This window comes from Streptomyces ipomoeae 91-03, from assembly GCF_000317595.1.
Taxonomy (GTDB): Bacteria; Actinomycetota; Actinomycetes; order Streptomycetales; family Streptomycetaceae; genus Streptomyces; species Streptomyces ipomoeae.
On record NZ_AEJC01000440.1, the window covers coordinates 22,507 to 40,312 of the forward strand.

A 17,806-nucleotide genomic window follows, 5' to 3' on the forward strand; every position below is an offset into this window, starting at 1 on the left:
CCCGTCACGGCCATGGGCCGCATGAGGCCCGTCGCGGCATGCGTCAGCGGCAGCCTGCTGGCAGGCGCGCTCGTCGCGTTGACCGCCGCCGGCCCTGCCCAGGCCGCGACCGCCCGCTACGAGGCGGAGAGTTCCCCGGCCGTCTGTTCCGGCACCATCGACTCCGACTGGACCGGGTACTCCGGCAGCGGATTCTGCAACGGGGCCAACTCGACCAGCGGATACGCCCAGTTCACCGTGACCGCACCCGCATCGGGCACGGCGACCCTGGCGATCCGGTTCGCGAACGGCACCACCACCGCCCGCCCCGCGAACGTCGTCGTCAACGGCTCGACGGCCACGACGGCGTCGTTCGAGGGGACCGGCACCTGGACGGGCTGGACGACGAAGACGCTGACGGTGCCGGTGGTGTCGGGCAGCAACACCATCCGGCTCAACCCGACCACCTCCGCCGGCCTGCCGAACGTCGACTACCTCGACGCCACCGTGCCGGACGGCGGCACCACCCCACCCCCGTCGGCCTCCGCGCTGTACGTCGCGCCGAACGGCACCGACAGCGCGGCCGGGACGAGCTCGGCCCCGACCACCCTCACCTCGGCGATCAGCCGTATCTCCGCCGGCGGCACGATCTACATGCGCGGCGGCACGTACAACTACTCCTCGACGGTCACCATCCCGGTCGGCAACAACGGCACTTCCAGTGCCCGTACGAAGCTGTCCGCCTACCCGGGCGAGACGCCGGTGCTCAACTTCTCGGCGCAGAGCGAGAGTTCGTCGAACCGCGGGCTGCAGGTGATGGGATCGTACTGGCACGTCTACGGCCTCGTCGTCGAGCGGGCCGGTGACAACGGCATCTTCGTCGGCGGCAGCAACAACGTCTTCGAACGCACGGTGACCCGCTTCAACCGTGACACGGGGTTGCAGCTCGGGCGGATCTCCTCCACCACCCCGACCAGCCAGTGGCCGTCCAACAACCTCATCCTCAGCGCCGAGTCGCACGACAACGCCGACTCCGACGGCGAGGACGCCGACGGCTTCGCCGCCAAGCTCACCGTCGGCCCCGGCAATGTCTTCCGCTACGCCGTCGCGCACAACAACATCGACGACGGCTGGGACCTCTACACCTACTCCGACTACGACCCCATCGGCGCGGTGACCATCGAGGACTCCCTCTCCTACGAGAACGGCACCCTCAGCGACGGCTCACAGGCCGGCAACGGCGACCGCAACGGCTACAAGCTCGGCGGCGAGGACGTCCCGATCAACCACGTCGTCCGGCGCAGCATCGCCTACGACAACGGCAAGCACGGGTTCACCTACAACAGCAACCCCGGCTCGATGACGATCTCGAACAACGTCAGCATCGACAACACCGAGCGGAACTTCAACTTCGACGCCGGTACGTCGGTGTTCCGCGACAACACCTCCTGCCGCAGCGGCAGCGGTACGAACGACCGGATCGTCGGCAACTCGGACAGCTCCAACCAGTTCTGGTCCGGCACGAACGGCTCCCGGTGCGCCTCGTACTCCGGCGCGCTGGGGTGGTCCTTCGCCTCGGACGGGAAGCTGGTGGTGACGTTCGGGGGTGCGTCGGTGACGCCGTAACCGCTCCCCTGGCCCATGGCCGGGAACCCCCGGGACCACGAGACCCGGGGGTTCTCCATTTCTCCAGGGGGACGGACGCCCCCGCCCCGGCCGCGAGGATGCGGCGGCCGGGGCGGGGGCGTCGTGAAGGGGACGGTCGGTGTTACGACGTGACCGGTGGCGTCACGACGTCGTCGTGGTCGTCACGTCCGTCAGCTTCCAGCGCTGGTTCGTGCCCGAGTTCGGGGTCCAGACGCCCACGCCGGCGCCCTCGTTGGTGGACTGGCCGTAGACGTCGGGGAGTTGGCCGGTGGCGGCGTTGACGAGGGTCCAGGTGGTGTCGCCGGTGGTGGAGAGGATCCACTGGGCGGCGGTGTCGGGGCGGCCCTCGGCGGGCTCGGCGACGAGGGCGCCGTCTCGGATGGCGATGCGCTTGTCGCTCGCGGCGTCGGTGAGGACGTACCGCGTGCGGTTGTCGACCGTGCGGCCGACGCGGTCCAGCTGCCACTGCGTACCGCCGTTGGCGGCGGACTTGATGACGAGACTCTTGCCGTCGGCGCCGACGCTGAGGTCCTTGCCGCTCTGGACGCCGGTCAGGCGGTAGGTGTGGTCGTCCTGCAGTTCGGCCGCGTTCTTGTTGACGCCGGAGACGCCCTTGACGAGGAAGGTCGTCACGGACTGGGCGGGCACGGTGATCGTGGCCTGCTTGCCGGTGACCCGGACCGGCTTCTGCTTGACGAGCTTGCCGTCGGCGCTGGTCACCACCGGGGTGACGGTGGCACGGGACGAGACCTTGCCGAACTTCGACAGGTCCAGGGTGACATCGCGCGCGGCCGTGGTGCTGTTGATGTGGACGACCGTCGCCTTGTCGCCCTTCTTGGAGACCGCCGCCGTGCTGGAGGTGTCGTCGGTCTTGATCAGCCGGTCGCCGGGCTTGATGTAGTGGGTGAAGTTACGGGCGGTGTCGAACTTGGTGTTCGTGTAGATGGGGCACGATTCGAGGGTGTCCTCGTCCGTGCAGCTGAAGGGGAGCTGGATCTCGCCCCAGTTGCCGCCCTTGGCGGACTCGCCGCCCGGCTTCATGTTGTCGTAGTCCTCGACGGGCTGCCAGAACACCCAGGCGCTGGGCTCCAGTTCACGCAGGTCGTCGACCATGCGCTGGGCGAGGCCCAGGCCGGGACGCATGTCGGTGAAGCTCTGGCCGTCGCCCCAGTCGCCCTCGACCTCGCTCATCCACAGCGGCTTGTCGGCGGCCTTGGCGAGGTCGCGGACGCTGGTGCGCTGGCCGGTGCCGTAGGTGTGGACGTTCATCTGGCCGACGAGGTCGCGGACCTCCTGCGGGTAGGAGTTCCAGTTGGTGGCGAAGGTGCCGGGGTTGGTCTCGTCCATCGCGGAGATCTCCGCGTGCGTACGGGACTTCTCCAGGGCCGGGCCGAGCGCCTTGATCACCTTCTGCTGGAGCTCGGGGCCCATGTGGGCGCCCTCCTGACGGCCGCCGGTCGGCTGGCCGTCCGCGCCGAGCTTGGTGCCCCAGTAGTTGGTGTTCGGCTCGTTGAACGGGTCCAGGGTGTCGACCTTGATGCCGTGCGCCTTCTCCAGCCGCTCGGTGGCGCCCACCAGATAGGCGGCGAAGTCGTCGACGGACTCCTCCTTGAGCTGGTCCTTCGAGGAGTCGAAGCCGCCCGAGACATAACCGCTGACCGTCATGAACCACGGCGGGGAGTTGCTGAACGTCTCCCAGTGGTCGATGTCGTCCTTGACGTGGTCCACCCACCAGCGCTGGGTGGCGTCGGCGTTCTTGTTCCAGTCCTTCTTGTCGTCGGCGCTCCACCAGTCGACGTCCTCGCGGGTGGTGCCCGCCGGCGCTTTCCACCAGCCCTCGACCGCACCGCCGGCGCGCAGATAGTCCTTGACGTCCGGGGCGTTGCCGCCGCCGATGTTGTAGCGGGCGATGTTGAGGTTGAGGCCGTCCTCACCGAAGACCAGGTCGGCGAGCTTCTCCCGTATCTCGTCCGGGTAGTCGCCGGTGGCGTTGGCGAACCACACCAGGCTGGTGCCCCAGCCCTCGAACTTCTCCGCCTTGTACGACGGGTCCGGCCGGACGGTGACCGAGGCGTTCGCGGCGGCCGTCTCGGCGTACGCGACCGGCAGGGAGGTGGTGGCCATGACGGTCCCGGTCGCGAGGGCGGTGACGCCGATGGCCCCCAGGAGCCGTCTGAAGCGGGTGCGGTGTGCCATCTCGAGTACTCCAACTCTTCCGCGTGCCGCGCGTCCCGGCGGGGCACGAGAGATCGGGGTCCGCGTGGTGCGGTTCAGTGCCTTTTTGCTGCTCTTTGGTGCGTTCTCGTATGGTCTGGCGCTGGCTTGGGGCCGTAATGTTTACGTAAACATCCCCAGTCGCGATGTCTACACTGCCCGAATCTCGGCGGTCAAGGAGTCGTTCCTTGTCGATTACGACCGTTCCTGATCGGGAGTCACGTCGGGACCGGAGAAACCGCCGGGCAGGCGCCCAGGTGACTGCCGGGAAATCAGGGGGACCGGGTGGACAGAGCCGACGGTGAGGGTGAGGCGGCGAGAGCGGGGCGTACGGGTATGGAGCAGGCGGAAGTGAACCGGGCCGGCGGCGGTCGTACGAGAGGACGCGCCGCGCGTCCCAGGCAGGGGCCCTCCATGGGTGATGTCGCTCGGCTTGCCGGGGTTTCCTCGCAGACGGTCTCTCGTGTCTCCAACGGTTTCGCGGGGGTGAGCGAGGAGACCCGGCGGCTGGTGCTGGCGGCGATGCGGGAGCTGGGCTACCGGCCCAACAGCGCCGCACGCGCGCTGCGCCGCGGGGAGTTCCGCACCCTCGGCGTGATCACCTTCTCCCTCTCCACCATGGGCAACATCCGCACCCTCGACGCGATCGCGACCTCCGCTGCCCGCGAGGGCTACGCCGTCACCCTCCTGCCGGTCGCCGTGCCCACCCAGGACGAGGTGAACGGCGCCTTCTCCCGCCTGGGCGAACTCGCGGTGGACGCCGTCATCGTCATCCTGGAGACCCACCTGCTGGACGCGGCGACGGTCTGCCTGCCGCCCGGCGTCCCCGTCGTCGTCGCCGACTCCGACGCCGGCGACCGCTACACCGTCGTCGACACCGACCAGACAGGCGGCGCCCGCGACGCCGTACGCCATCTGCTGGACCTCGGCCACACCACCGTCTGGCACCTGGCCGGCCCCGAGGACTCCTTCGCCGCCCAACGCCGCGCCAACGCCTGGCACACCACCCTCACCGAAGCCGGATGCGTCCCGCCGCCCCCGGTCCGCGGCGACTGGTCGGCCGAGTCCGGCTACCGCGCCGGCCTGATCCTCGCCGACCACCCCGACTGCACGGCCGTCTTCGCCGCCAACGACCAGATGGCCCTCGGCCTCCTGCGCGCCCTCGACGAACGCGGCCGGAAAGTACCCGACGACATCAGCGTCATCGGCTTCGACGACATCCCCGAAGCCTCCTCCTTCCTCCCACCCCTCACCACCATCCACCAGGACTTCGCCGAAGTCGGCCGCCTCTGCGTCCAAGGCGTCCTCAGCAAAATGCGCCAGAACACCCCCGACCACGGCACGACCCCCGACCACGGGACGGCCCCGGCCCACGGCACGACCCTGGTCCCGACCCGGCTGGTACGACGGGCCAGCACGGGGGCGCCGCCGCCTCGCCGGTAGCGTCAGAAGTGGATGAGGACCTGTCGCAGGGGATGGCCGAGCGCGTCCGCGACGGCGGCCAGTTCCTCGTCGGTCAGCCATCCCCGGTTCGGATACAGGACCTCGATCCTGAACCGCGCGAATCCCATCGGCCAGTCGTAGACCAGTTCGTTGAGCGATGTCTCGGCGCCGCACCAGACGACCTCGACGCTGTCGTGCCACTGGGCGTCCAGGCCGAGACGGGCGTCGTCGTCGGGAAGCATCCCGGACAGTACGGCCGCCGCGCGATCCGCCGCGTCCCGACCGGGCTGCCAGTACGGATCGGTCGGAATCACCGTCAGGTAGTTGTCACTCATCCCCCCGCCTCCCCGTGCCCACCGGGTGCCGCTCCGTGCCGGCCCGCCGGTGAACCTATCCGGTCGGAGCGCCGGAGCGCGCGACGCGGAGTACGGCGACGGCCCTGGTGATGATGACGGTGGTGGAGGCGAGAGCCGCCGTGGCGGTGCAGATGACCAGGGCCGGCCAGGCGTAGGTGGTTTGGGCAAGGGTGCCCGAGCGGTTCATCAACAGGCCGAGGAGGGTGGCCAGTTGGGTGAGGAGGAGGATCGGGAGGGTGTGGGGGAGCAGGCGCAGGGTCACTCGCCACCATGGGCGGTGTGCCGTGCGCCGGGCCCAGCGGCGGGCGCGCAGGACGCCGGTCGTGCCCAGGGCCGTCGCCAGCAGGGTGAGGGCCGCCAGGAACCAGTCGGCCGTCATCGAGAAGGGCGCGGCCACCTCGGGGGTTCTGCCTCGGGCCAGGTCGATGAGGCCCTGGGTGAGCTGGGGGGCGTCGTCGCCGGAGATCAAGCCGGTGTTGGTGACGACGGCGATGCCGACGCGGCTGTCGGGCAGCAGGGTCGCCATGGAGTTGTGGGTGAGGAGCTGGCCCGTGTGCTGGATCTCGGGGCGGCCGTCGTCCTGCCGGTCGGCCGACCATCCCATGGCGTACTCGGTGTCCTTCGTCGCCTTCGGGGGCGTGTGCGTCAGCTCGATGGTGCGGGCGGTGACGATACGGCGGCCGGTCGCGGACACACCGCCGTTGTTCTGGACGATCAGCCACCGGGCGAGGTCCTCGGCGGTGGTGACCACGCCGTGGCTGCCCGCCGCGAACCAGCGGGGGTGGGGGCGGGAGAACGTCGTCCCGTAGGCGCGGACGTAGCCGCGTGCCCCGTCGGGCATCCGGGTCGTCATGTCGACCGACTCGGTGTCCGTCATGCCCAGGGGCTCGAAGAGTTCGGTGGACAACTGCTCGGCGAAGGGACGGCCGCCCACCACCTCGACCAGGCGCGCCGCTACGAAGTAGTTGGGGTTGTGGTAGCGGTGCCGGGTGCCCGGCGCGGTGTCCAGGTGCGCCCCGCGCATCGCCGCCACCGCCTCCTTGAGGGTGTGCGGCTGGGGGCGGGTCAGGTCCGGATAGGCCGCGTCGGCCATGCCGGAGGTCTGCGTCAGCACCTGTCGTACGGTGATGTCCCGGGCCCGCCGGTCCGCCATCGTGAACTCGGGCAGGTAGTGGTGCACCGGGCGGTCCAGGTCGACCTTGCCCGCCTCGACCAGTCGCATCACGGCGAGCGCGGTCATGGCCTTGGAGAGGGACGCCACCGGTACGCGCGTCCGTGCCGTCATGGCCTCTCCGGAGGCGGTACGGCCGTATCCCGCCGTGTGGACGACCCGGTCGCCGCTCGTTACGGCCACCACCGCGCCCGGTAGCCGGGTCTGCTCCAGGTAGTCGCGTACGAATCGGTCGATGGAGGCCGCGTTCAGGGCGGGGGCGGGGCCGGCGGCGGACAGGGGGGAAGGGGAGGGGGAAGAAGAGGCCGCCGGTACGGCGGTCGTCGCCGCGATGCCCAACGCGGCCACCGCGGCGGTGAGTCCACGGCGTAGCCCCAGTCCACGGCGTAGCCCCAGTCCACGACGTAGCCCCAGTCCACGGCGTAGCCCCAGTCCACGGCGCGGGCGCAGTTCACGGCATCCGTCGTCCCGGCCCTTGATCAACAGCTTCATGGTCATGGCGCCCAGTGCACCGGCCCGCCCCCGGCCGGCGCACTGGCGTACACGGGAGTCCGAAGGTAGTGCCCGCACTACCGACCCAAGATCTCCCGCTGGCTACTGTCGAGGAATGCGACATCGGACCGCCTGGCAGGCGCTCGGCCAGAACCCGTTGAAGGTGCTGGGCTCCAGCTGGCCCTGGCGGTCGCTGGCCTATCTGCTGTCCGGTGTGGTCTTCGGTTCCGTCATCACGGTGGTCCTCGTGCTCGTGTTGGCGGCGGGGCTTGTCGGGCTGGTGGTGTTGGTGGGGGCCGTGGTGCTGGTCGGGGTCGCGTTGTCCGGGGTCGCCGTGACCCGGATCGAGCGGTGGCGGCTGCGGCTGGTGGATCTGGACCCGGTGCCGGATCCGCACCGGGCGCCCGAGCGGCCGGGGCTCGTCGGATGGGTGCGGACGCGGCTGTGGGAGCCCGCGACCTGGCGGGAGCTGGGGTTCACCGCGGTGTCGGCGACCGCGCTGTGGTGGATGGACCTCCTCGTCCTCGTGTTCGCCCTGGGGCTCCCGGTGTCCGTGATCATGTCGCCGCTCGACGATCCCGGCGCCTGGCCCCTCGTCATCGTCGGCCTCTGTCTGCTCGCCGCCGCGCCGTACACCATCACCGCGTGGGCCGGCGCCCGGGCCGCCGTCACCCGGCTCATGCTGGCGCCGCGCGACAGCGAACTGGGGCGTGAGCTGACCGACGTACGCGCCTCCCGGGCCCGTCTCGTCGACGCCTTCGACGCGGAGCGGCGCCGGATCGAACGGGACCTGCACGACGGGGCGCAGCAACGGCTGGTCTCCCTCAACGTGCTGCTCGGCCTGGCCCGCCTCGACGCCGCCCCCGAATCGCCGCTGGCCGGTCAGCTCGCCCGGGCCCAGGAACAAGTCACGCTCGCCGTCGAGGAGTTGCGCGAACTCAGCCGTGGGGTCCACCCCAAGGCCCTCACCGACCAGGGGCTGGAGGCGGCGGTCGAGAACCTCGCGGCCCGTTCCGCCCTGCCCGTCACGGTCGACATCAGCCTGCCGCACCGTATGCCCGTCTCCGTGGAGACCACGGCGTACTTCGTGATCGCCGAGGCACTGACCAACGCCGTCAAGCACAGCCGGGCGGACCGCGTGGAGGTACACGCCCGCCTGCACACCGACGTCCTCACCCTGACGGTCACGGACAACGGCATCGGCGGCGCGGAGCGACGGACAGGCGCCGACCCTCATGCCGACCCCGCCCCCGAGACAGGCGCCCTCACCGGCCCCGGTACCGGCGGTACCGGTCTGGTCGGTCTCGCCGATCGTGTCGCCGCCGCTGATGGGCGGCTGCGGCTGTCCAGCCCGCCCGGTGGGCCCACCTTCCTGCACGTGGAGTTGCCGTGCCGTTGACCGTCGTACTCGCCGAGGACTCACCGCTGATGCGGGACGGCCTCGTCGGCGTGCTCACCCGCTTCGGGCACCGGGTGCTCGCCGCCGTCGGTGACGCGGACGCCCTGATCGGCGCCGTCCGGGAGCACGAGCCCGACATCGTCGTCACCGACGTCCGTATGCCGCCGGACAACACCGACGACGGTCTGCGCGCCGCCGTCGCCCTGCGCGAGGAGCGGCCCACCCTGCCGGTCCTCGTCCTCAGCCAGTACATCGAGCAGTCCTACGCCGCCCATCTGCTCGACCTCGGCAGCGACACCGGCGTCGGCTACCTCCTCAAGGACCGCGTCAGCGCGGTCGGCGAGTTCGTGGACGCGGTCGTCCAGGTCGCCGCCGGCGCGACGGTCGTGGACCCCGAGGTGGTCCGCCAGCTCCTCAACCGCCGCCGCGACCCCCTGGAACGCCTCACCCCGCGCGAACGCGAGGTCCTCGCCCTCATGGCCGAGGGCCGCGCCAACGCCGAGATCGCCCGCGAGCTGTACGTCACCGAGGCGGCCGTCAACAAACACGTCGGCAACATCCTCCAGAAACTCGACCTCCACCTCGACGGCCAGGGCCACCGCCGGGTCCTCGCCGTCCTGACGTACCTGCGCGCATGACCGACCTTCTTCAAATTTGAAGCAAGCGGTAGAGTTGAGAATCGTAGAGCTTCAAATTTGAAGCACGCCGCAAGTATCCCCCTCCCCGGGAGGCACCGCATGCCCAGTTCCCACGCCCGCGTCACCACCGACGCCGCCCCGCGCTACTCCAAACAGTTCGCCTCGCACTTCGGCCGGAAGATCCCGGTCGAGGACACCCCCGACGGCGGCCACCACCTCACCTTCGACAGGACCGACGTCGTACTCCACCCCACCGACGACCACCTCCTCATCCAGGTCACCGCCCCCGACGCCGCGACCCTCACCACCATCCAGGGCGTCGTCTCCAGCCACCTGGAACGCTTCGGCCGCCGCAACGAACTGACGGTCACCTGGGAAGAGGCCACCGGGGACGCGCCCTCAACGTGACACGACGGCCCGCAGGCACTCCGGCGTGAGGTCCGCGAGGGTCGGGTAGCCGTCGACGGCCATGATGAGGTCCGCCTCGGCGAGGACGGAGCGGAGGACGTGGACGGCGCCGTCGGTGCCGCCGAGGGCGAGGCCGTAGACGTACGGGCGCCCGATGCCGACGGCGGTGGCGCCCAGGGCGATGGCCTTGACGACGTCCGCGCCGGTGCGGACGCCGGAGTCGAACAACACCGGCAGACCGTCCGCGGCGGCGACGACATCGGGCAGGCAGTCCAGCGCGGGCAGACCGCCGTTGGCCTGCCGTCCGCCGTGGTTGGAGCAGTAGACGCCGTCCACGCCATGGTCCTTGGCGCGGCGGACGTCCTCGGGGTGGCAGATCCCCTTGAGGATCAGCGGCAGGTCCGTCAGCGAGCGCAGCCAGGGCAGGTCGTCCCAGGTGAGGGGGTTCGAGAAGATCTGGGTCCAGTGCAGGATCGCGGCGCCCGGGTCCTCCTCCGGGGGCGCGGTGAGCCGGGCGCGGAAGACCGGGTCGGAGAAGTAGTTGGCCAGGCAGTGGCCGCGCAGCTGGGGGAAGTTGCTGACGGCGAGGTCGCGCGGGCGCCACCCGGCGACCCAGGTGTCCAGAGTGACCACGATCCCCTTGAAACCGGCCGCCTCGGCCCGCTTCACCAGACTCTCCGCCATCTCACGGTCGTTGGGCGTGTAGAGCTGGAACAGGCCGGGGGTGTCGCCGAGTTCGGGGACCACCTGCTCCATCGGATCGACGGTCAGGGTGGAGGCGACCATCGGTACGCCGGTACGCGCGGCGGCCCGAGCCGTGGCGAGATCACCGTGGCCGTCCTGGGTGCACAGCCCGAGCACCCCGACCGGGGCCATGAACAGCGGCGACGGCAGCCGCATGCCGAACAGCTCCACGGAGAGGTCCCGCCGCGCCGCCCCGACGAGCATGCGCGGCACCAGCCCCCACTTCTCGAACGCGGCCACATTGAGCCGCTGCGTGTGCTCGTTCCCCGCCCCACCCGCCACATACCCACCCACCGAGGTCGGCAGCGCCCCCAGCGCCAGCGCCTCCAACTCGTCGTACGCCATCGGAAAACGCGGCACGACCCCCCGCAGCCCATCGAAGTAGATCTCGTTCTGGTAGTCGCCGAACGCCATGACCACTCCACTCCCTCCTGAAGCCCAACCGATTCAAGTGCAGGGTGACGCGGAAGGCGGGGCGGCGCCACGATGGGCCATGGCTTTCTCACGAAGAGGCCGGGCGCCTCGGGGGGATGCGCCCGGCCAGGGTGGTGGCTTCGGGGTGTGCCGTCTCCGGCCGGTGATTCCTCAGTCGGCGATCTCCCAGTCGGTGACTTCTCAGCCGGCGATGTCGAAGGTGGCGGCCCGGGGAACGAACGTCCTGTCGCCGTCCTTGGCCGTGGCCAGCGCCGAGACGTACCAGGTGCCCCGGGCCAGTTCGGCCGCGTCCGCCTTCGTGACCGTGAGCGTGTAGGTGCAGCGGGAGGTCTCGTCCGAGGTGCTCACGCACTCGGCGTTCTCCACCAGTTCGAGCTCCGTCTCGGTCGGGTCGAGCTTGGAGCTCGCCGGCCAGGCGATGACCTTGAGGTCCAGGACACCGGAGTTGTCGCGCACGTCCGTGGTGAAGGTGAGCGAACCGGCCTTGTCGCCGGTCGGGGCGACATAGCGGGCCGAGGTCTTCTCCAGGGTCGGTTCGGCGGTGGAGGAGGCGATGGCGATACCACCGGCGGCGACGCCACCGAGAGCGAGAACACCGATGAGCGAGGAGATGAGAACGCGCTTGGACATGGGAGATCCCCCTGAATTCGTGTGGGTGGCGGGCGCGTTGCGCCTGCGGAACGGAAAAGAAAAGCGGCTGAAAGCGATGCCCGGAAAGGCGTGGAGATGCTGCTTCTGAATTCTTTTTTGGAGCCGTTCACCGATCGCTTTCTGATGTATTCGAGACTATGGCCCGGGGCAGGGGCCGGTCCTCGGGCCGTCGGATGATTGCCGCGTCGAACCAGAGGTAGAGAGCGCTTCGCCGGTCGTCCACCCGCCGCCATCGCCGTAGCCCCGGATCGCCGTGCCGCCATAGCCGCCGGATCGCCGTGCCACCGCAGTCGCCGCAGTCGCCGCAGTCGCCGTAGGCCTTATGGCCGATCCGGCCCGCCCCCCGCCCGGCGAACGGTGACCGTTCGGCCGAGGTGGGCGCCCCCGATCCGCCGCGAGATTGGGAGTCGGCCCCCGCAGGCCCCCCTTTCTCAGGAGTACGCCGATGCCGCCCGTGTCCTCTCCCACCGCGCCGCCCCCACCGTCGCCGACGTCACCGCGTACCCGTACCCGTACCCGTGCCGGTGCCGTGGCGGCGCCCCGCCGGGTCGGCGCGGACCGGTGGGACCGCCTGCACGGGCGCGCCTGGCTGTACTGGCTGGGCTGCGCGGTGTTCGCGCTGCTGCTGGCGCTGACCACGACACTCACCCCGCATCGGATCTGGGGCGTCTGCGCGGCCCTCGGGTACGCCGTCGCGGCCGTGTGCGCCCGCCGGACACCGCGACCCTGGGGCCGGGCGGGACTGCCGGCGGCGGTGGCCGGCTCGGTCGTGCTTCCGCTGGTGGTGCTGATCGGGCTGGGCGCCGCCCAGTCGGAGGTCCACGTCGTCGAGCACTCCGGCACCCTGTTGCTCCACTCCGGCAGCCCGTACGAGCCCCACCCGCTCGACGTCGACGACTACAACCCGTACCTCCCCGGCATGGCCCTCCTCGGCCTCCCCCACGCCCTCTTCGGCGACACCCCGCTCGCGGACGCCCGCCTGTGGTTCGCGGCGGTGTTCCTGACCTGCATGTACGCCGCCCCCCGAGGGATCGCGGACGTACGTTTCGCACGGGCGGCCGGAGCGGCGCGGCCGTACCCCCTGGCGTGGCCCGTCGGAGCCCGGTCGGCGCGACCGGCGCGACCGGTCGACGCCGTGCTGCTCCTCGCGGCCTTCCCGGCGGTCGCGCTGCCGTTGGCCGTCGGCGGGGTCGATCTGCCGGTGATCGGGCTGATGTGTCTGGGGCCGGCGTTGGCCGGCCGGGGCGGTTCCGGTACGGCGGCGGGGCTGGCGATGGGGGCCGCGGCGGCGTTGAAGTGGACGGCCTGGCCGCTGTTGCCGGTGGGGTTGGCGCTGCTGGCGGTGACGGCGGGGCGCCGTGCCGCCGTACGGGCCGGGGTGGTTGCCATGGCCGTGGCCGGGGTGGCCGTGCTGCCGGCGATCTTCGCGAACCCGCACGCCTTCGTCGAGCACGTGGTGCTCTTCCCGCTGGGCGAGGCCGGGGTCGAGTCGCCCGCGACCAGCCCGCTGCCGGGGTATCTGCTGGCGACCTACGTCCCCGGCGGCTCGGCCCTCGCGACGGGCGCCCTCGTGGTCGCCGCCGTCGCCGTGGCGGCGTCACTCGTGGCCCGCCCGCCCCGGACCGTCCTCGCGGCGGCCGACCGACTGGCCATCGGCCTCGGCCTCGCCATGTGTCTGATGCCGGCCACCCGCTTCGGCTACCTCGCCTATCCGCTGGTCCTGGCCCTCTGGTTCCGCGCGGCTCCGGCGTTCGGCGGCCGACCGCTGTCCCGCTCGTAAAAGCCGTGACCCGACCGTGAAAGCCGCAAAAAGAGAAGGGCAAGGAGGTCGTCAACTCCTTGCCGTACTCAAGGTATAGCGCACGGGGGGTCTTGCGGCAAGGCCCCGGTCGTCCCGCAGAATCACCCGCCGAAGCACGGACCCGCGGAAAACGGGGACGGAAATGAACGGGGACGGAAATGGGGGAGCGAGCCATGACGATCGACGTGATCATTGCCGGTGGCGGACCGACCGGGATGATGCTGGCCTGCGAGCTGCGACTGGCCGGAGTACGAGCCGTGGTGCTGGAGAAGTTGGCGGAGCCGACCAGGCAGCCCCGGGGACGAGGGTTCCACGCGCGCACCGTCGAGGTGATGGACATGCGCGGACTGCTCGACCAGTGCCTCGCGGCCGGCGAGCGGTTCCAGGTCGGCGGTTTCTTCGCCGGCTTCATGAAGCCGTGGCCGGACGGGCTGGACACCGCGCACCCGTACAGCATCGCCGTCCCGCAGGCGGCCACCGAACGCCTGCTGAACGAGCGCGCCACCGAACTCGGCGCCGAGATCCGGCGCGGGACCGAGCTGGTGGGACTGAGCCAGGACGACGAGGGGGTGAGCGTCGAACTGGCCGACGGCACCCGGCTGCACTCGCGCTACCTCGTCGGCTGCGACGGCGGGCGCAGCACCGTGCGCAAGCTGCTCGGCGTCGGCTTCCCCGGCGAACCCGCCACGGCCGAGACGCTGCTGGGCGAGATGGCGGTGGCCGAGGACCCGGAGAAGGTGGCCGCGATCGTGGCCGAGGTGCGCAGGACCCACGTACGGTTCGGCATCGACGCCGCCGACGAGGAGGGGATGTACCGCGTCATCGTGCCTGCCGACGGGCTGGCCGAGGACCGGGGGACCGCGCCGTCCTTCGAGGAGTTCAAGCGGCAGTTGCGGGCGTTCGCCGGCACCGACTTCGGCGTGCACTCGCCGCGCTGGCTGTCCCGGTTCGGCGACGCCACCCGGCAGGCCGAGCGCTACCGGGTCGGCCGGGTGCTGCTGGCCGGCGACGCGGCGCACATCCATCCGCCGGCCGGCGGACAGGGGCTCGGCCTCGGCCTCCAGGACGCCTTCAACCTCGGCTGGAAACTGGCCGCCGAGGTGAACGGCTGGGCACCGGAAGGCCTGCTGGACAGCTACCACGCCGAACGGCACCCGGTGGGCGCCCGCGTGCTCGCCGTCGCCCGTGCGCAGATGGTGCTGATGCGCACCGATGATCCGGGCGCGACGGCGTTGCGGGGACTGTTCGCGGAGCTCATGGACCTGGACGACGTGAACCGGTACGTGACCGAGACCATCATCGGTACCGGCATCCGCTACGACTTCGGCGAGGGCCACCCCCTCCTCGGCCGCCGTATGCCGGACATACACCTGAAGCAGGGCCGCCTCTACGAGCTGATGCGCCACGGCCGGGGCCTGCTGCTCGACCGCACCGACGGCCGCCTCTCGGTGTCGTCCTGGACCGCCCGCGTCGACCACGTCGCCGACCCCGACGCGACCCTGGACGCCCCGGCGGTCCTGCTGCGGCCGGACGGCCATGTGGCGTGGGTCGGTGAGGACCAGAAGGACCTCCTCACCCAACTGCCGAGGTGGTTCGGCACGGCGGCCGACTGAACACCCCCCTCCGCGACTTCGGCTAGTGCTGTGACCGCATAGATTCGCCGGGTTGGCCAGGCTGCGGGTGCGACGGGGCGTCCGCCCCAGTGGATGCCCTTTTCGCTGCGGATGCAAGCGCGTTCCTCGCGTTGAGCGGTGAGGACATCGGAGTGGTGGGCGTTGCGCCGGCGCAGGTAGCAGTGGGTGAACTGCCTCAGCGGTTTGTCTCGTCGGGGCGTGTCCGCTTCGGGAAGAGGCCCAGCACGGTCGGCTGTTGATGTCGGCATCGTCAAGTGGTGAGTTCATGGAGGGGTAGGTTCTGGTGTCGTCTTCGAAGCGGGTCGCGTCGGTCACGGGTGTGCAGCTTCCGATCTGCAGTACCTGCGGCGTGCAGTACGGGGCGCCGCGGGCTGATTGCCCGATCTGCCTGGACGAGCGGCAGTACGTCGGTTGGGATGGCCAACAGTGGACGACGCTGGCCGAGTTGCGCGCCAGTGGCCGTCGCGGTCGGCTCGATGAGGAGGGCCCCGGTGTGATCGGGGTTGGTGCGGTGCCGTCGGTGGCCGTCGGCCAGCGCGCGCTGCTGATCCGCTCACCGTCCGGCAATGTGCTGTGGGACTGCGTGGGCTACCTCGATGACGACCTTGCCGGCGAAATTGAGGATCTGGGTGGGATCAGCGCGATAGCCGTCAGCCATCCGCACTTCTACGGCGTGATGGCCGAGTGGGGCCGGGTCTTCGACGTTCCGGTGTATGTCCATGCTGCGGACCGTGACTGGGTGGGGCGGCCCGATCCGGTGATCGAGTACTGGACGGGCGACACCCACCAGATCGCGCCTGGCATGACGCTGATCAACGCAGGCACGCACTTCGCCGGAGGCACCGTGCTGCACTGGGCTGACGACCCGGAGAGGCGCGGCGCGCTGTTCAGCGGCGACATCTTCATGGTGGTGATGGACCGGCGGTGGGTCAGCTTCATGTACAGCATCCCCAACTTCATTCCGGAGCGACCGAGCACCATCCGCCGCGCGCTTGCGCTGGTCGAGCCTTTCGCCTTCGAACGCATCTACGGGGCGTTCTGGGGACGCGTCGTCAGCGCCGACGGGGCGGCCGCGGTCCAACGTTCCGCGGAACGGTACCTGCGCTTCGTGCTGGAAGACGGCTCGTAGCGGAGCCGGGTCACATGGGTGCGTGGTCAGGGGGCGGCGCCGATCGCCCGCAGACGTCGTCGGCTGGCGCTGTGACCGTATAGGTTCACCGGGTTAAATCAAGCTGCGATGTTGAGTGGGCGTCCACCCCAGCGGATGCCCTTCTCGCTTCGGATGCGGGCGCGTTCCTTGCGTTCGGCGGCCAGGACGTCGCGGTGGCGGGCGTTGACGTTGCGCCAGCGCAGGTAGGCGTGCAGGGCCCGGGTCTGCACGGTGTGGTTGGGGTGGTTGGGGTGGTTGGAGTTGGCGATGGTGAACTGCCTCAGCGGTCCGAAGCGCGCCTCGATGGGGTTGGCCCACGAGGCGTAGGTGGGGGTGAGGCACAGCTCGACCTTGTGCTTCTTCGCCCAGCGGCGGATGTCGCTGCCCTTGTGGGCGGACAGGTTGTCCAGGATCACGTAGATCGGTGCGCCGTCGGGCCGGGCGGCGCGGATCGACTTCAGCGCGGCCAGCGTGTTCGCGGTGCCCTTCCTGCGGCGGTTGACGCCCCACAAGCGGTCGTCGCCGACGGAGTAGCAGCCGTGGAAGTAGCGCACCCCGTGGGTGCGGTGGTAGGCGGCGGGCACCCGGTCAGGATGTTTCTGGCGGGCCCAGCCGGAGCCTGCGGTGGGCCGGATCCCGAGCGGGCCAAACTCGTCGAAGGCGAAGACCCGGTCCGGGAAACGATCCACCACTTCTTCAATCCGGTCCAGCTTCGCCTCTCGCTCGGGGTCCGGGGACTCCTTCCATGTCTTGGTGCGCTGGAAGGTGATGCCGCGGCGGGCGAGCAGGCAGCGTAATGCTTCGCGGCCGATACGGATGACCCGGCCGTGGACTTTCCGCAGGTAGGCGGCAAGCTTGCGTAGTGACCAGCGAGTGAAGGGCTGGCCGAGCTTGACCGGTCGGGTGATGGCCGTCTGGATGACGAAGTCCTCGTCGTCAGGGCTGAGTTGGCGGGGACGGCCTCCCGCCCACAGAGGGTCCAGGCAGGCCAGGCCGATCTCGTTGAAGCGGTGGATCACATCGCGGACAGTGTCCTCGTCGGCCTGCACCAGCTGGGCGATCACCGGCACCCGGTTCCCGCCGGCCGAGGCCAGCAGCATCATCGCGCGCCGGTATCGCACCGAACTCGCCGCCTTCGTACCGCCGTTGCACGCCGCGCTCGAAGAATGCGTCGGCATCATGGCGGCGGACAGGGAGTGACGGCGTAGCGGCATTCCGCCATAGGACATGCGGTGGTGCCGTGGTGTGCCCAGGGCACCACCCTGGGCACACCCCACCGAACGGCCTTCTGGGAGGTGCTGGACGGTTTTCCCGGGTTGCTGTCCGCCACTCACCGTCCCGCGCGGATGCACGCATCGTTTCGGCGGGACGTGTACGAAGGCTGTTCGGCGGGTGGGATCTCCACGGCGAGAGCGCTGAGGTGGCCGAGATGACAAAACACACTGTCAGCGAGAGCGTCTACTCTGCTCCGCATGTCGCTTCACAACACAACCGTCACGGTTCGAGCCGCCGACGACAGGGATGCCGCCCCGAACGGGTGCCGGGACTCGGGCAGTGGTCCTCGGCGGGAGCAGCGGCATCGATCGTGCAGGGGATGAAACCGGCTTTGCCCAGTCGCCCGTTCCGTGTTCTCCCACTCGATAG

At 70.4% G+C, this 17,806-nt stretch carries 14 protein-coding genes and 1 pseudogene; 8 read left to right on the forward strand and 7 right to left on the reverse strand.

Annotated features, from left to right (window positions below; all coding sequences use genetic code 11):
- The first annotated feature begins 21 nt into the window (after positions 1 to 21).
- Complete coding sequence (locus STRIP9103_RS29350; RefSeq protein WP_048821209.1) at positions 22 to 1,605, forward strand: carbohydrate-binding protein; 1,584 nt, start codon at positions 22 to 24, stop codon at positions 1,603 to 1,605.
- A 162-nt stretch (positions 1,606 to 1,767) separates the two neighbouring features.
- Here STRIP9103_RS29350 and STRIP9103_RS29355 read toward each other — a convergent pair whose 3' ends face one another.
- Positions 1,768 to 3,822 carry a glycoside hydrolase gene (locus tag STRIP9103_RS29355; protein WP_009326458.1) on the reverse strand — a complete coding sequence of 685 codons (2,055 nt, stop codon included), beginning with the start codon at positions 3,820 to 3,822 and terminating at the stop codon, positions 1,768 to 1,770.
- Positions 3,823 to 4,254: 432 nt separating this feature from the next.
- Between STRIP9103_RS29355 and STRIP9103_RS29360 the strand changes: the two genes are divergently transcribed.
- Positions 4,255 to 5,283 carry a LacI family DNA-binding transcriptional regulator gene (locus STRIP9103_RS29360; RefSeq protein WP_009326481.1) on the forward strand — a complete coding sequence of 343 codons (1,029 nt, stop codon included), beginning with the start codon at positions 4,255 to 4,257 and terminating at the stop codon, positions 5,281 to 5,283.
- A 2-nt stretch (positions 5,284 to 5,285) separates the two neighbouring features.
- Here the strand turns inward: STRIP9103_RS29360 and STRIP9103_RS29365 are convergent, their stop codons facing one another.
- The gene (locus tag STRIP9103_RS29365) at positions 5,286 to 5,618 is read right to left on the reverse strand and encodes a hypothetical protein (protein WP_009326510.1); all 333 of its coding nucleotides are present in this window, start codon (positions 5,616 to 5,618) and stop codon (positions 5,286 to 5,288) included.
- 55 nt (positions 5,619 to 5,673) lie between these two features.
- Positions 5,674 to 7,308, reverse strand: coding sequence for a serine hydrolase domain-containing protein (locus STRIP9103_RS29370; RefSeq protein ID WP_009326478.1), 1,635 nt, complete (start codon positions 7,306 to 7,308; stop codon positions 5,674 to 5,676).
- A gap of 109 nt (positions 7,309 to 7,417) precedes the next feature.
- Here STRIP9103_RS29370 and STRIP9103_RS29375 point away from each other — a divergent pair, with 109 nt between their 5' ends.
- From STRIP9103_RS29375 to STRIP9103_RS29385, 3 genes are all read left to right on the forward strand, one after another.
- Positions 7,418 to 8,701 (forward strand): sensor histidine kinase, encoded by a 1,284-nt coding sequence (locus STRIP9103_RS29375; RefSeq protein WP_009326459.1) that lies wholly within the window; start codon positions 7,418 to 7,420, stop codon positions 8,699 to 8,701.
- Positions 8,692 to 9,339 carry a response regulator gene (locus STRIP9103_RS29380; protein WP_009326452.1) on the forward strand — a complete coding sequence of 216 codons (648 nt, stop codon included), beginning with the start codon at positions 8,692 to 8,694 and terminating at the stop codon, positions 9,337 to 9,339. The genes STRIP9103_RS29375 and STRIP9103_RS29380 overlap by 10 nt, the downstream gene beginning before the upstream one ends.
- Before the next feature lie 99 nt (positions 9,340 to 9,438).
- Positions 9,439 to 9,747 carry a DUF2218 domain-containing protein gene (locus STRIP9103_RS29385; protein ID WP_009326467.1) on the forward strand — a complete coding sequence of 103 codons (309 nt, stop codon included), beginning with the start codon at positions 9,439 to 9,441 and terminating at the stop codon, positions 9,745 to 9,747.
- Here STRIP9103_RS29385 and STRIP9103_RS29390 read toward each other — a convergent pair.
- Positions 9,739 to 10,905: an alpha-hydroxy-acid oxidizing protein gene (locus STRIP9103_RS29390; RefSeq protein WP_048821210.1), complete on the reverse strand. Its 1,167-nt coding sequence runs from the start codon at positions 10,903 to 10,905 to the stop codon at positions 9,739 to 9,741. The genes STRIP9103_RS29385 and STRIP9103_RS29390 overlap by 9 nt on opposite strands.
- Before the next feature lie 201 nt (positions 10,906 to 11,106).
- Complete coding sequence (locus STRIP9103_RS29395; protein ID WP_009326461.1) at positions 11,107 to 11,556, reverse strand: DUF5707 domain-containing protein; 450 nt, start codon at positions 11,554 to 11,556, stop codon at positions 11,107 to 11,109.
- A 466-nt stretch (positions 11,557 to 12,022) separates the two neighbouring features.
- Here STRIP9103_RS29395 and STRIP9103_RS29400 point away from each other — a divergent pair, with 466 nt between their 5' ends.
- Together STRIP9103_RS29400 and rox are read left to right on the forward strand one after the other, a co-directional pair.
- Positions 12,023 to 13,357 carry a glycosyltransferase 87 family protein gene (locus STRIP9103_RS29400; protein WP_009326515.1) on the forward strand — a complete coding sequence of 445 codons (1,335 nt, stop codon included), beginning with the start codon at positions 12,023 to 12,025 and terminating at the stop codon, positions 13,355 to 13,357.
- Between the two features lie 194 nt (positions 13,358 to 13,551).
- The gene (gene rox / locus STRIP9103_RS29405) at positions 13,552 to 14,991 is read left to right on the forward strand and encodes a rifampin monooxygenase (RefSeq protein ID WP_234022335.1); all 1,440 of its coding nucleotides are present in this window, start codon (positions 13,552 to 13,554) and stop codon (positions 14,989 to 14,991) included.
- 59 nt (positions 14,992 to 15,050) lie between these two features.
- Here the strand turns inward: rox and STRIP9103_RS53560 are convergent.
- Positions 15,051 to 15,194, reverse strand: a pseudogene (locus STRIP9103_RS53560) (IS630 family transposase); the annotation flags it as partial.
- Positions 15,195 to 15,295: 101 nt separating this feature from the next.
- On the opposite strand from STRIP9103_RS53560, the gene STRIP9103_RS29410 reads away from it, so the two are divergent.
- Positions 15,296 to 16,141: an MBL fold metallo-hydrolase gene (locus STRIP9103_RS29410; RefSeq protein WP_009326497.1), complete on the forward strand. Its 846-nt coding sequence runs from the start codon at positions 15,296 to 15,298 to the stop codon at positions 16,139 to 16,141.
- A gap of 98 nt (positions 16,142 to 16,239) precedes the next feature.
- Here the strand turns inward: STRIP9103_RS29410 and STRIP9103_RS29415 are convergent, their stop codons facing one another.
- Positions 16,240 to 17,343 (reverse strand): IS630 family transposase, encoded by a 1,104-nt coding sequence (locus STRIP9103_RS29415; protein WP_048821203.1) that lies wholly within the window; start codon positions 17,341 to 17,343, stop codon positions 16,240 to 16,242.
- Positions 17,344 to 17,806: the final 463 nt, after the last annotated feature.

Bases quoted from the DNA above. Each gene is read 5' to 3' on its own strand.
- STRIP9103_RS29350 (WP_048821209.1), top strand. From the start codon at position 22: ATGAGGCCCGTCGCGGCATGCGTCAGCGGCAGCCTGCTGGCAGGCGCG.
- STRIP9103_RS29355 (WP_009326458.1), bottom strand. From the start codon at position 3,822: ATGGCACACCGCACCCGCTTCAGACGGCTCCTGGGGGCCATCGGCGTC.
- STRIP9103_RS29360 (WP_009326481.1), top strand. From the start codon at position 4,255: ATGGGTGATGTCGCTCGGCTTGCCGGGGTTTCCTCGCAGACGGTCTCT.
- STRIP9103_RS29365 (WP_009326510.1), bottom strand. From the start codon at position 5,618: ATGAGTGACAACTACCTGACGGTGATTCCGACCGATCCGTACTGGCAG.
- STRIP9103_RS29370 (WP_009326478.1), bottom strand. From the start codon at position 7,308: ATGACCATGAAGCTGTTGATCAAGGGCCGGGACGACGGATGCCGTGAA.
- STRIP9103_RS29375 (WP_009326459.1), top strand. From the start codon at position 7,418: ATGCGACATCGGACCGCCTGGCAGGCGCTCGGCCAGAACCCGTTGAAG.
- STRIP9103_RS29385 (WP_009326467.1), top strand. From the start codon at position 9,439: ATGCCCAGTTCCCACGCCCGCGTCACCACCGACGCCGCCCCGCGCTAC.
- STRIP9103_RS29390 (WP_048821210.1), bottom strand. From the start codon at position 10,905: ATGGCGTTCGGCGACTACCAGAACGAGATCTACTTCGATGGGCTGCGG.
- STRIP9103_RS29395 (WP_009326461.1), bottom strand. From the start codon at position 11,556: ATGTCCAAGCGCGTTCTCATCTCCTCGCTCATCGGTGTTCTCGCTCTC.
- STRIP9103_RS29400 (WP_009326515.1), top strand. From the start codon at position 12,023: ATGCCGCCCGTGTCCTCTCCCACCGCGCCGCCCCCACCGTCGCCGACG.
- rox (WP_234022335.1), top strand. From the start codon at position 13,552: ATGACGATCGACGTGATCATTGCCGGTGGCGGACCGACCGGGATGATG.
- STRIP9103_RS29415 (WP_048821203.1), bottom strand. From the start codon at position 17,343: ATGATGCCGACGCATTCTTCGAGCGCGGCGTGCAACGGCGGTACGAAG.